General features: G+C 40.5%; 7 protein-coding genes, 1 other RNA gene and 1 pseudogene. 2 read left to right on the top strand and 7 right to left on the bottom strand.

Going from position 1 to position 14,665, the window contains the following annotated elements; genetic code table 11:
• Window positions 1-6: 6 nt before the first annotated feature.
• The 5 genes from K348_RS0112650 to K348_RS0112625 form a co-directional block, all read right to left on the bottom strand.
• On the bottom strand, window positions 7-993 hold the full coding sequence (locus K348_RS0112650; RefSeq protein ID WP_029905308.1) for a DUF1735 domain-containing protein: 987 nt from the start codon (window positions 991-993) through the stop codon (window positions 7-9).
• Window positions 994-1,022: 29 nt separating this feature from the next.
• Window positions 1,023-2,996: a RagB/SusD family nutrient uptake outer membrane protein gene (locus tag K348_RS0112645; RefSeq protein ID WP_029905307.1), complete on the bottom strand. Its 1,974-nt coding sequence runs from the start codon at window positions 2,994-2,996 to the stop codon at window positions 1,023-1,025.
• Window positions 2,997-3,007: 11 nt separating this feature from the next.
• The gene (locus K348_RS0112640; protein WP_029905306.1) at window positions 3,008-6,091 is read right to left on the bottom strand and encodes a TonB-dependent receptor; all 3,084 of its coding nucleotides are present in this window, start codon (window positions 6,089-6,091) and stop codon (window positions 3,008-3,010) included.
• Between the two features lie 29 nt (window positions 6,092-6,120).
• Window positions 6,121-7,440 carry an IPT/TIG domain-containing protein gene (locus K348_RS0112635; RefSeq protein ID WP_029905305.1) on the bottom strand — a complete coding sequence of 440 codons (1,320 nt, stop codon included), beginning with the start codon at window positions 7,438-7,440 and terminating at the stop codon, window positions 6,121-6,123.
• Between the two features lie 448 nt (window positions 7,441-7,888).
• Window positions 7,889-11,929 carry a hybrid sensor histidine kinase/response regulator transcription factor gene (locus tag K348_RS0112625; protein WP_029905304.1) on the bottom strand — a complete coding sequence of 1,347 codons (4,041 nt, stop codon included), beginning with the start codon at window positions 11,927-11,929 and terminating at the stop codon, window positions 7,889-7,891.
• 345 nt (window positions 11,930-12,274) lie between these two features.
• On the opposite strand from K348_RS0112625, the gene rnpB reads away from it, so the two are divergent.
• Window positions 12,275-12,632: RNase P RNA component class A (rnpB, locus tag K348_RS18855), an RNA gene on the top strand.
• A gap of 23 nt (window positions 12,633-12,655) precedes the next feature.
• Here the strand turns inward: rnpB and K348_RS19575 are convergent.
• Together K348_RS19575 and K348_RS0112610 are read right to left on the bottom strand one after the other, a co-directional pair.
• Window positions 12,656-12,898 (bottom strand): annotated as a pseudogene (locus K348_RS19575) (energy transducer TonB); the annotation flags it as partial.
• Window positions 12,899-13,130: 232 nt separating this feature from the next.
• Window positions 13,131-13,682: a hypothetical protein gene (locus tag K348_RS0112610; RefSeq protein ID WP_029905302.1), complete on the bottom strand. Its 552-nt coding sequence runs from the start codon at window positions 13,680-13,682 to the stop codon at window positions 13,131-13,133.
• Window positions 13,683-13,787: 105 nt separating this feature from the next.
• Between K348_RS0112610 and K348_RS18820 the strand changes: the two genes are divergently transcribed.
• Window positions 13,788-14,465, top strand: coding sequence for a helix-turn-helix domain-containing protein (locus tag K348_RS18820; protein WP_051697842.1), 678 nt, complete (start codon window positions 13,788-13,790; stop codon window positions 14,463-14,465).
• Window positions 14,466-14,665 lie beyond the last annotated feature (200 nt).

Below are 14,665 nucleotides of genomic sequence, written 5' to 3'. Positions count from 1 at the left end.
CGTAAATTATTCTGCGGGTTTTATCCTGCTTATAATTTCCCTGATGTATGTCCAGTTAGACCAACTGCCGTTCTCCATCGTCCGATAACGGTAATAGAGCAGAAAACGCTGATTCATCTTATTCTTCACATATTTATCGGGTATCTCTTCGAATATATTTGTATACAGAAAGTCTGGGTTATCAGACGGTATCGGTAATTGTTCTACTTCCAGAGTTCCGGCATCCGGATTGTAAGGTGTTATATCAACTGTTCTATCAGCATTCACTTCTATCTTTATAGTAGATTTATGTATTAATTCCGGTGTAGGCTTAGCCGGACTCGTGGTTCCCATATACATTCGTATCGCATTCGGAGAAATAGGAGAAACGGCTTTATTTGTATTCATTACCAGATTTTCATCAGGAGATGATCCATAAAAGCCTTTCATCGTATAATAACTTAGCTCTTGTGTCTCTGCATATTTATTCTTAAGGTATATACGTACCAATGCATTAAACTTTTCTGCATTAACAGTATAATCGGATACACTCTTAATTGCCAAAGGAATAAAATATATGGAATCGGGAGATAAGCCCAGCAAATTATCCGGATGAATATAGAAAGGCAGTAGTCCATACACATCTTCTTCTCCGGCTTTCAGTGTCATTGTCATAGACGGGAACCGGTAACGCCATTTTGATAATGTACGTGCATATTTTGTAGAATCTATATCGAAATTCGAAAAGTTATATTTCGGCAGCAGTATAGTATCGTCTTCCAATGTCACCGTCACATCCCTTTCGATCTTATTGGAGCCCGAACAGGATATAGAAATATTATGCAATGAATCCAGGTTATCGAACTCACAAACCAAAGAAAATACGTTTTCGGCTCGGCTTACTATATATATTTTCTTCTCGTACATTTCCTTTTCATATTGACCGTAGTCGTCACATGCTAAGAGCCCTGCCCCAATAAGCAATAGAATCAATATTCTGGTTATTATTTTCATTTTATAGTCTTTAATCATTAATAAAATTATTACCAGCCCGGATTCTGGTCCAGACTCTTCACTTTCAGTATTTCGTCTTTAGGAATAGGTAAGAAAACCATTCGTTTGTTTATAATACGGTCTCTTACAAACTTATGGTTTACAGGAGTACGGCTATAAAATCCCGGCTCAGGGAGCATGATGTTCATACCTACAATAGGTTCGCTTTCCGATTCTTCGTAAATGCCCCAGCGACGTACATCAAAATAACGTCTGTTTTCGTATAGAAATTCGATCATTCGTTCCCGCTCTATAGCAGACTGAATATCATCGCGTGTAGTTTCTTCCAATCCCGGCAGGCCTGCCCTGTAACGAATCTGATTGAAAGCCCCTCTTATTTTATCCAGATCTCTGGAAACGGTATATGTAGCTTCTCCTTCTATGCCATCGGGTAAAGTTACTGTATGTGTCTTTGTCAGGTTATTCAAAGCTTCGGCATATGAAATAAGAATTTCGGCATAGCGGATAATCGGATAAGGTTTATCTAGGCGCATACTCCCATCTCCAGCCCAAGCATCATCGGGATGTACATATTTGGTTATTACGTACCCGGTCAGGTTATAATCGGGAGTATCCGATCCCCTGTCATAACGGTCGGCATTACCACCCAGATGATATTCGATCGTCTTATTTTTACGGTCTGTTTCAGTGGTCGAATTATTGGCCCAGAAGCGTTTACTAAATCCTATTGTAGCATAAAACCGCATCTCCCGGTTTACATACATATTATAGATATTATTATTCAATGTATATCCCGAGAATTTCTTTGCGCCGCCGCTATACATTCCTTCTTCCGAATACGGATATTCCTTACTGGAATTACTTTTGTCGCGCCCGTCTATCATATAAAAAGCATCAACGACTTTTTGCGTCACACACATACCGTTCCAGCCTCCGCAAATCGTGTAGGAGAAAGAATGCTTCGTATTTTCTCTTATACGGTCAGACATACGGGCCCAGACAAACTCCTGATTCTGCACTGAAACAGCCTCCCCGTTGAACATTTCGGAATACGACCTGAAATGGTCTATCCCCCCTGCTCCTTCCGGAAACAGCGCTGAAGGTACGTTATCGGGCAATGCTGGTGTTTCTGAATCTTCCAGAACTGTATACAAGCCATATCCCATATTCATTACCCGCTCGGCAGCGGCTGCAGCGATAGCCCACCGCGTTTCATCATAAGTCTGGGACACATAATGTACACCGTCTGTAGAACGTGTCCATGAACCGAAATATCGTTTGGCAGCGTCACCTCCGTTGTAAGCAGGGCTGGCATGCTGTAGCCGTAAACGTGCTATCAATCCATAGGCTGCCCCTTTGGTAGGGCGTCCGAACTGTGTGGTAAGCGCCTTTGGCGGCATATATTTAGCGGCTTCTTCCAACTCTGAGCATATATATTCCACCGATTCGTCGTAAGTTGCACGGTGTGTATCATAATACTCAGGAGTTTCGTTATTTTCCATTACCTCATCACCTACTAGTATGACCGGTCCGAAATTCATAAGTAAATGGTAATATGCATACGCTCTAATAAAGCGGGCATAACTTAATATTTCGAACTTATCGGTAGGTTTCATGTCCACTGCTTCATCGATCCTGCTAAATAGTATATTTACCCGGCGTATTATCTTGTACATACTACTCCAGTTATCGAGACCTTTCAAATCTTCGGGCTTCACTTTTCCCAGAACTAAAGACATTCCTCTGAACTCTTCCGAGGTAAAAGATACAATCCCTTCATCCGTAGCCAGCGGCCCCGGGGTATATCCATCCGATAAAATTGCACCCTCATCCGGAAAATCAGCGGGTATAGACCATAGATATTTAGTGACATTGCGTGTGGAATGAAAGACTGAATCGTACGAGAGAGTATCCTCGTAGTAGTCCTGTACATCGAGGAAATCGCAGGAGTTCATACATAATCCTGCAAAAAGAGATATGATAATCAATTTTAGATATTTCATGTTATCCGGTTTTAGAAATGAATGTATAACTGTATTGCATAGCGAGAAGGTATCGGATAAGACTGCCCTACACTCGGTGCCAATTCCGGATCCCAAAGTTTCACATTATCCCATACCAGAAGATCGGTACCGACCAACTGGATATCCATTGCACTTACCCCACAGCGTTTCAAAAGATTAGCCGTCAAACGGTAATTCACGCTTAGTTCGCTTAATCTCAGGTATTTTGAATCGCCCATCCAGAAAGTCGAAATTTTATTATTGTTATGGTTTTCTCCATAACTCATACGAGGAAAGCGAGCATTCGGATTTTCCGTATCTTTCGTACCGGAATAAGAAGCCGGAGTCCATCTGTTGGCTGGGTCATTGGCTATTTTCAGTACATTACCGAATTCACCCCTTTCAAACGGGATATAACCCAGTCCCCAGTCTTTTTGTGTCCAGTAAAAATCTGTGCGTCCTGTACCTTTAAAAAGTACATTCAAAGTAAAATTCTTATACCGGAACTCTCCGCCGAAGCCAAACATTAAACGGGGCAGGTCGGAATAAGAAATAGGCACCTGATCGTCGTCATTCACTATACCGTCACCGTTTACATCTTTATATTTCAGGTCGCCCGGCAGTATTTTAGAACCGGTATCGTGAAAAGGACTGTTCTTAACGTCGTCTTCATCGCGAAACAAGCCAAGGCAAATATATCCTCTTCTCACATGATGAGGCCAGCCTTTATAATCCTGATACGGATATTTATCAAATCCCTTTTCCCAATCCTGTATTTCATTGGTCGCATATGTAAAATTAGCCCTGATAGTGAATCCCATATCTTTATTTATATTGTGGTTGAATGATATATTACCGTCCATACCCCAACTTTTCATACGCCCTACATTTCCGAAAGGCATATTATTGAGCCCTACATATCCGGGTATCTGTACACGCTCCTGAAAAATACCGTCGCGCTGATCTTTAAAGTAATCTACCGTAAGTTCGATATTCTGGTTGAGGAACTGTGCCTCAACCCCGATATCGAGCTTCTTTGCTTTTTCCCATACCAGATTGTCGGCTCCGATGTATTCTTCCTTTATTCCTTTATCGTTAAAGCCCCATCCGGTACCGGCATCATCTTTTATGGTCGTCAGATATGGAAATCTCTTATCAGTAATGCGGTCGTTTCCCACCAGACCGTAAGAACCTCTTATCTTAAGGTGACTCAACCAAGGGAATGCATTTTTCATAAACTCATACTGTGTCGGAATCCATCCTCCGGCTATAGCCGGGAAGAATCCGAACCGACTTCCCTTCTTAAAGTTTGCAGAACCTGTATATCCGAAATTAAGATGCAGGAAATAAGTATCTTTGAAGCTGTAGGTCAATCGTCCCGACAAACCCTGATATCTGTAAGGGAGTGCCTGCATACTGCTTTTCTCACCTTCGAATGTTTCTTTCGCATCGCTCATATAGTAATAAAGCAGGGCTCCGGCACGATGATCTTCTGCAAAAATATTGTCATAGTTTACCGTCGATTCGAAATGATATTTCCGTTTCTGCCATTGCGAATTACCATAAGTAGCATTTTCTTTTTCAAATATCTTTTTCATTTTAAGCTGACCATTCACCTCACGTCCTAAAGCACGCCATAGCTCAGGCCTTACCCATCTTTTTTCTTCAAAATAATTTTCCTGAGTCAATGCGCCTTGCGCCCGTATACTTAAGCCCTTAAGGAGAAAAGACAAATCCTGATTTAGCGTCAGCGTCAACGTATTATTAGAATTTTCTTTGTTTATCAGTCCGGTATGGTTCAGCATCACATATGGTGAATAATCGGCGTCGCCTGTAGCAAAAGCCGGAATTTTTCCGTTCGAATATTGGGTAGGTATCAATAATGGAGTAAGCCGCATCTGCGAAAGCCACAACCTGTTCGTATCCCCTATACCCGGGTCTTTTTTCCTGTTATACCAGCCATCTACCCCGAAAAACAATTTAGTAGTTTTGGTGAGGTTCATTTCTATATTTGCCCTGTATGTATACTGTTTGAAACCCACACCCGAGTTATATTTACTGGTCTTATCCTGTTTGTATGCAGCATCTTCATTCGATAAGCCGAGACTCACAAAATAATTTGCCAGCGAACCTCCACCGCGAGCATTTATATAATAAGTCTGCTGCAACGATGTTTTATTTATTATTTCATCCCTCCAGTCGACATCCGGATATAAATCCGGGTCCATACGGTTTTTTATTATATAAAGTTCAGCATCGGAATACAGGGGATCATCCCCTCTCATCACCTTAGCTTCGTTTGCTAATACGGCATAATCGTAAGCCCCAAGGTATTCTGGCATTCTGTTGAGATGTGAAACCGTCAGATTTGCACGGGCGGAAATTCGTAACTTGTCGGTGGTTCCGCGCTTTGTGGTTACCAATATAACGCCATTCGCACCGCGTACACCATATACAGCAGTAGCCGAGGCATCTTTCAATACTGAAAAGTTTTCAATATCTGCCGGATCGATTGTATTCAGATTTCCTTCCAGTCCATCGATCAGCACCAGCGCTTTATCGTTAGCACCGAATGTGCCGATTCCGCGAATCCAGAAATCCGAGATATTCTTACCCGGCTCACCTGACGACTGGCGTGTTATAACACCGGCCACACGTCCCCCGAGCATGTTAGGAAGGGATGTGGCAGGCGTTTGCAACTGTTCTACATCTACAGTGGTAACTGCACCGACAATACTGATTCTTCGCTGGGAGCCGCCCACTCCGGTTACAACCGTTTCGGCCAGTTGCTGAGATGCAGGCGACATCTTTATGAGGAGTTCGCTTTCTTCCTGCTTTATCAGGTATTCAAAATTATTGTATCCTATCATGGTTACCAACAAGATATCACCGACTGAAGCTTTGATTTTAAAAACACCTTCAGCATCGGCAAAGCTCCCCACACCGGGACGGTCTTTGAGTGATACCGTTGCTCCTGTCATGGGAGCATCGTTTTCGTCTAAAACTTTTCCTGTTATATTTACCGATTTCATCGTCTGTGCCGAGACAGATGCTGAAAACAGTAAAGACAGAAATATATATATGATTTTTTTCATTCTATCAGATTAAATAATGATTTATTGAATTATTCCAAAGTCAACTTTCTGAGCATACGGTTGTTCTCATCTTCACCGATGAAAATATTCCCATCCTTATCCACAGCTATTGCCCTCGGATTATCGAATCCGGCCTCATCCGGCGGTCCGTCGAACTGACCCCATTTGGTAGGGGTGCCTGCTATGGAACTTACTATGCCGTCGCGATTGATCTGCCTGATGCAATGATTGGTTCTATCGGCGATATATAAAATCCCGCTCTGATCGAAGCATATCTGCCGGGGCGTATTGAATTCTGCATCTGCCAGTTTTCCGTCCCTCCAGCCGGGATTTCCCGGTATACCGGCATATACATTTTGCTCCATTGTTTTGAGATTGAACGTATAGATGCAATGCCTTTTATCGTAAGTTATGTACATCATATGCGGCTCTAAGGGATCGAAAGCAAGATATGCTTCACCTTCTTTTACTAAATCCTCTTTAACCAGTTCTCCTTCTCTGGTTGTCAAATTAAATTTTATAAACTTACCATTTGTCGAACGGGTATAAGCATAACCGTCATATGGGCAATATGCAAACGAATGCTTATAATTTATCTCAAAATCCTTTTTCTTGCCACTTTGAATATCTTCAGGCGACGGGTGTCCGATCTGTCTGATACGGGGTATCCAAAGATTTACAGGATTAAGTTCATAGAAAAAATCGGATCTATCTGACGGGAAATATACAATTTGTGTATTAGGGTCTACCATAGGTGACTGAAGATGATCGCCCCCCGGGATACTTCCGGCTACCCAATCGACGGTATTTTCTTCTACATTGACCCGGGCAACCCCATCCGGATCGCCTTTCATCGAGAGAAAAATATTGCCTTCATCATCCACAGCCAGTCCGTATATATTGCCAAAGGTTGCAGTTGCAAGCGAACCTCCTGTAAACTTCGTTCCGGCATCGCGCGCTCCGGCAATCGTACTTACCATAAGCTGGGTTTTGTAACGGAACGAATCGGGAAATGCAACATTCTGGTCACCGATCTTGACGGTGATTTCACATGTATCTCCGGGAAGTCGTGGCGTGAGCACATACATTTTGTCTCCCTGTGCATTCACTACGGCTGCTTTCTTTTCATTGAAGTAGACCTGAATACGGGCTGTATCAAATCCGAAGTTTGCGCCTTCAATAATTACTTTTGTGGATATTCCTCCCGAGTCGGGAAAGAACCGTGTCAGTTCCACGGGCTTGTTGGGGTCATATTCGGACATCTTGCTGCTATTGCTGTCCGAACATGAAAAATAAACAATAAAGGTCATCAGACCGAGGAGTAAAACTCCGGCTTTTGTTTGTTTCATAAAATAGTTTTTCATGATGTTTATACATATAAGTACTATATCAAGGCATTGGACATGCATTGATAAAGGAAGAGGTTCAATTACTTAATACTTTTTCAGGTTAATGCTTTTAAGCACTCTCGGGCATTCATTAATTGTGAGGTCCGGTTAAAATACCGGAGACAGATATTTACACCTAGTAAATAGTCTTAGAAAAATTAAGATGATGTATTTTTCATAAATGATTTATTAAAGATATGGGCACTAAAAAAATTTATATATGTCTCTCTTATTATACAAAATGTTCCGGGCATTAATGACGCAAAAGTATCAACTTTCGGAATACAGGTATCGATATCTACATTACTTTTATATATCGTGTCGCATATACGCATATTTTTGGCATATATGTTTACAAAATGAGAGAAAGGCAAAAAAAGATGAATAATATACAATAAGGTATATGATTTTAATTCTCTGAATATACTTTGTTGTTTCCCCTGAACTCCTTCGGGGTGCATCCGTTCTTTTTGGAAAATGCTTTGAAGAAACTTACACGATTTGAGAAACCCGACTTGAAAACAATTTCGTCGGTAGTCAGCTTTGTCTTTATCAGCAAGTCTTCTGCTATATGCAGACGACAGTTCCTTATCATATCGGCAATACTGATATCGCTTATCTCGCTTACTTTTCGATAAAGGCTGCGTGTACTGATATTCATTTTGGCAGCTATAAATCCGACCGATAAATCCGGGTCGCAGATATTTTTATCTATTATTTCCAGTATTTCTTTAATCAGCTTATTGTCTTCCTTATGTGTAAATTTACCATTCGACAATTCAAAAGCACTGAAAGAGGAAGAGAAATAATTTTTCAGCGTTTCCTTACGGCTAATCAGATGTTGCACAGACGATTTCAGGTAATCGACATTGAAAGGCTTGGTTATGTATAACTCTGCCCCCGCATCCATACCTTCTATCTGCTGCTGCATTTCATGATTTGCCGACAACAATATGAGCGGTATATGCGAGGTCTGGTTGTCGGACTTAAGTTCTTTAGTAAAAGTGAGTCCGTTAGGCCCCTGCATCATCACATCGGAGATTATTATATCGGGATGCGCTTTTGTTATTATAGCCTTTGCATCGTCTGTATTTAGAGCCCACAGGACATTGAAGCTTTCATTAAAGATATCGTTTATCAGCCATAGTATTTCCTTTTCGTCATCTATAACGAGCATTATCGGTTTGTTATAATCTATTTCATTTGCCGGCAGCCATAGTTCGATAGGATCATTATCTTTTTCGGGCTTTGCTTCATACACATTCACTTCCTTTATGCTGTCGGTGCTAATCTCTAATAATGGCAATACAATGCGGAAATGTGTCCATTCGTTTATGGTACTTTCAATTTCGATCTTACCTTCGAGCGTATTCACCATACCCGACGATATAGCAAGCCCAAGCCCGTTGCGCGACCACAAATGATCGGTATTATCCGTTTTCTCGAAACTGTCGATAATGCTGTACCTGTCAAATACCTTCGATATGTTTTCTGCTTTGATACCTTTTCCGGTATTCGATATAGTAACATACAGGTTATCATCATTAACAGAAGCACTTACCTTTATACTGCCGTTTACAGACATATACTTAAAAGCATTGGAAATAAGATTTGTGAAAACAGTAGCCAAGAAATTTGCATCGGAATTCCATTTCAATGACGACGGTATATTCTTTTCAAAATTCACTTTTCGCGATTCTGCAAGTACGACAAAAGAATTAGTCACCTCTTCCAGTAAACCGGAAACATCCACCTTTTCTATATGCGGCTTCCGGTGGTTGGTGTCGATACGCCGAAACTCTATCAGATCCTGTATGAGTAGGTTTAAACGCTCGGCATTTTGCCGTATCACCTTTATATAATGAACGATAGAATCATCCACATTCTTGTTGCTGAGTATGCGGCTGCATGGGCCATATATCAGGGTAAGCGGAGTACAGAACTCGTGTGCTATATGAGTGAAGAACCGCAACTTCGATTCGTAGATATCCTCTTTATGCTGTTGCTCGATTTTCTTAAGCAGATTGTTTTTCTTTGTGCGGTTTATATGGATTAACTTGCGTACCGCTATTCCCACTATAGCCAGAAGCAGGAATATATAAATAATGTATGCAAGGGTAGAACGGTACCATGGCGGCAATATCCTGATCTTCAGTTTATATACCGGGCTATCCTTTTCTGTAGTTTTATTGAAATATTTTACATGAAGGGTATACTCTCCGGGGCTGAAGTTTGTAAGAGACAGCACATTGGAGTTTCCTTTATCTATCCAGTTGTCGCTGAGTTCTTCCAGTTTATAACTATAGATATAATTGTTGCCGTTTAAATAATCGAGCGCTATAAACGAAACAGAAAAGAAACTCTGTGTATGATCCAGCTCCAAAACTTCCTGCGACCCTTCCAGTGAGATAAAATCGAAGATGTTATACGCTTTCCCCGACAATGTCAGGTTATCAAAGTACAGGGGAGGCATGTATTCGGGCGGGTTGAAGTTATTCTGCTGTACAGAAACAAATCCGTTTATACCTCCAAAATAAAGGATGCCCGTCCTCTCGTCTTTGAACGATGCCCCATCGCTGAATTCAAGGACGCTGAGCCGGTCGTTGAATTCATAGGTACGGAATATATCCTTTTCGGAATTGTAGTTTATAATACCCCTGTTTGTACTCAGCCAGAAAGTATTTTCAGATTCCTGTAGGATGCTGTGTATAGTATTGTTCGGGAATCCGTCAGCTTTATCGAATATCCTGCAATTCCCGTTTACATCTCTTTTTACAAGCCCTGAACTGGTACCAAAAAGATAGTTTCCATTATTATCTTTTATAATCGAGAATACCTCGTTGAGCGTTTTATTTTCATTATCCGTATTGAATTCTATCTGATTTACCTCTGATGTATATGTGTTTATCCTGAATGCCCCGTCGCCACGGTTTGCAAACCACACGGTACTATCATTTTCGGCATATACCGAAAAGAAATAATTGGAACTCATATCCCCGTTGTTCAATACCACCCTCTTTACTATTTCCAGCGCAGGTGTATCATTCTTCCACTTTATGTTAGCCTTTACAAATCCCATACCTACCGAAGCAAGCCAAAGCACGGAATCCTGCTCGTATACGCCATGGATGTATTTCAGCGTCTCATCACCATCCTGCAGCTGTACAGCCTTGATGCTGTTATCTTTGTAAGAATAATAATTGAGCCCTTGTTCATTCCCTATCCATAGTATATTCTTACTGCTGGATGCAAAAGCATAGACAGAGTTATTATTGAGGCTGCTGTTATCGGTAGTTATGCTCTCGAGTCTGCAATCGAGAATATTCTTGCGTACATCGTAATCGTATATCTTCATGATGCCGTCCCCTTTGCTGCCTATCCACATTGTATTTTCTTTGTCGAGAAACAATGCCCTTATGGGTTTACCTATACGGAGGGTAAAATCGTTAAGCAAAGTAGAGGTAATGGAATAAGATTCATTTGAATAAGTATATACGCCTTGTCCGTCCGTACCGATCCATATCACATCCTGATAGCGGTCTTTCATCATGCAAAAAACTCCGCAATTGATAGGTATTTTTTCCTTTATATAATCGTTCTCTGCTGTTTTTCTCAGGGTATATAGTCCACTGACCCTGAATCCGACAAAATAATCGTCCCTGTATTTTACAATCGAACTTATATCCCCATTCTTCAAAATTTCTTTTTTCAGATTCGATATATAAGTCACCTTTCCTAATAATAGATTTACTCCGTAAAGATCATATTTGTCATCTACATAAAAGATATTCTTTTTGTCGTTATAACTGCATATTATGTTTTCGGAATGTCTGCTGTCCGTCTTTTGCAGTAAGCTTATTTTTCCTTCCTCATCTATCTCGATATCATAACTGAACCGATACCCACCCGAGGTGACAATCCATGCTACATTCTGATGATCTATAAAGAAATCCAGCACTTTATCGAATATTGAAGCCTGCATGTATATCTTCTTGAAAAGCTTATCTGTTTTGGAATAGTAGAATATGGAATTGTTTTCCTGAAGAATATAGAAGTTGTTATTCTTATCCTTTGCGGAAAAACAAATTCTATTGAGATTTACGAAATGATCTACCGTGTTAGCTTTCCTGTCTACCCTGTCCAATCCATAATAAGTTCTTACCCACAGGACACCTTCTTCCGCCTCCGTAATATTGTCTATCAGGTTCCCCGACAGTTCCATATCTTTTTCTACAGGCTCATATACAGAAACATTACGCCCGTTGTACATATTCAGCCCGTCGCATGTTCCTATCCAGATAAGACCTCTCGAATCCTGAAACATGGATATGATGGAGTTGTTGGAAAGGTTATCCCTGTTGTTTATTTGCCGTAGGTTATAGCCTGAAACAGGCATATATGAGGACAAGATAAATAAAGCTAGTAAAATGAGGCTGGCGGTAGTCTTCATAATATTATTGTTTAGTATCGCAAGTATTAACAAAAATAGTTAAATCCTTGACTTGCGCAATTGTCCCTTTAGTTTCAGAGTAAGTATAAAAATATAAATACATACTGGATACCAATACGTTACAACCAATTTATATCGTACACATTTACGCCATTCTGATAAACATTTCCGCCACGCCGATCCCCCAATATTGCAAAATAAGCTATCTGTAAGTAAATCATGGAGATAGATAAAAAAACCTCCGGAACTTGGCAGGCATCACTAAGTTTGTAGAATTATATGATGAACGATATAAAACATAATCATCCTGCATTGACAAAAAAGCTGTATCTTTGCCCCATAAATACAGTAGGCCGGTTTGCCGCTGGCTGCCTAAGGCAGAAAGAGGAAAGTCCGGGCAACACAGGGCGCCGTACTTCTTAACGGGAAGCTGTTCGCGAGGGCAGAGTTAAGGTAACAGAAAATAACCGCCCCGAAAGGGGTAAGGGTGAAAAGGCGGGGTAAGAGCCCACCGGTCTGTATAGCAATATGCAGAGCCGTACTACTTACGGGTTGTAAGACCATGTATACCGGCGCATGTAGGACTGCTCGTCCGATGCCGGGGGGTAGGTCGCTAGAGCCTGTTGGCGACAGCAGGCGTAGATAAATGGCAAACACCTTGCAATGCAAGGCACAGAACCCGGCTTACAGGTTTACTGTATTTTTTATACTATCCAATTTGAAAACTACGGGTAAGGTATAACGGACGGGTACTGTCGGTTTATAATGCTTTGCCGAGACCCATTCGGGCATATTTTCTACAATGCGGATTACTTCCCTGTCGCATACGGGGTCGATACCGCGGATAATCGATATATCATTTATCTCTCCATTCTCCTGAATGACGAAACTGACTTCCACACGGCCTTCTATCCCTTTTTGTTCTGCTGAAAGTGGATACACCAGATTCTTTTGGATGTATTTTATCATAGCAGATTCTCCGCCGGGAAATTCGGGCTTTTGTTCGAGTGTTATCAATGGCTTTTTGTTTTCTGCATTGCTGTGAACAACAGATATATTTTCACTCTCCGAATTGGTGGTAAATCCATTATTATAGATGTAAAGAATTATGCCCGTCGCCAATAAAACAAAGGCAAATGCGGAAATTTTTATTATCCTGTAAAAATTATCTGTATCGTTCCGGTGAGCCATAATTTAAAAACTATCGTTCCTTTTTATTATATCCGTCTGCTACTACAGGCGATTCTGCGTAGCCGGTATTGCGGTAAGTATATATCTTCCCCTGCAAGCTATCTTTATAATATTCCCTTTCGAGTTCCCATATCGATACAATATATCGTAACAGACTGACCTGACTATTTACTTTGGGGGCAAATAAACCATAGGTTTCAAAAATATAAAATATAAATTTTTTATCACTGAATGAAAATGTTAGAAAGCTTGTGGCTCTGCCATCTCCAATATTTGCACCGCGTATATATTCCAGATTAGTAAGGCTACCGCTATACTGCATTTTTCCGTTAAAAAATATATTTATTCCATTATCGGGGGTTAGGGATATCTTAACTCTCTTAACAAAAAAATAAAGATAACAAAGAGTGGCCAGCCAGGAGCCGAAAAAGAAATACAAAAACGACCTGCTACCCAAATCGGTATAAAAAAAAGCCACTATACTTATAATCCAAAGAGGAATGAGTGCAGGAATAAGCTGTCTTAATGCATAAGGTGTAGCCAGGAACTTAAATTCTTTCACGTGTGCAATAGTTTTATTTTAGTTTATCTATATAAAAACAGATGCAAGATAAATAAATATTTGATAAATAAAACTTATTACATATCACTTAATATTTAAAAAATTATGAAATACAAAAAAGAACTTGCCGCACGGATAGTGGAACTCATCGAACACGACCTGTATGGAATCTCTGAAATATGTAAAATATTACAGATTAGCCGCAAAACATTTTACGAATGGAAGAAGACCAAACCGGAATTTGACGAAGCTGTGGAAGAGGCCGTTAACCACCGTGAAGAAGTACTTATAGCTTCTGCCCGCATGGGACTGAAACAACTGCTGGAAGGATATGTACAAAAAGAGGAACGCATCACGTATGTACCTAATAAGAACAATCCCGGGAATGATATGGAAAAAAACAGAATAGTGAAAAAGAAATTTTGTCCACCCGATTTAGGAGCTATAAAATACATTCTGGAACGCAGCGAGAAAGCTAAAGAAAAGCAGCAGACCGAACAGAAGCGTCCACTAATCATAGAAGTTCCCGATGAAGAAACTAAGCGGCAGCTTATGATTTTCCGCAAAAATGATTTCCGCACAGGCGGGGCGGAAAATCCCGAAATTGTAGAAGCTGTAGATAAAGAATTGGAAGACGAAAGGCTGGTAAAAAGGAAATTATTGCAGAAAACAGAGAAAAAGGAAAATACCCGTCACAATAATTACGAAACAAAAGAAGAACGTACAGCTGATAATTCCTCATCCTATCAATGTTTGCCTCCGGGATATTTGCGGAGAGAGTGATTATTGTATCCTGATTTTTTATGCTGTACAATCGGAAATTGCTGTGTTCCTTTCGGGCAATGCAAAGATGAACTTAATAATAAAACTACAACCAAACAAAAACAGTAAACAACTGTTACCTTTGTTACTTTTTAACTAAATATAATTAATGAATATAAAAGAAATTATGGGTTCGTGTTTTATCGATTGCTTCATTGGCA

It is taken from the genome of Prevotella sp. 10(H), assembly GCF_000711235.1.
Taxonomy (GTDB): domain Bacteria; phylum Bacteroidota; class Bacteroidia; order Bacteroidales; family Dysgonomonadaceae; genus Dysgonomonas.
The sequence above is the reverse complement of the archived record's forward strand: the minus strand, read 5'-3'. Positions and strand labels throughout refer to the sequence as shown.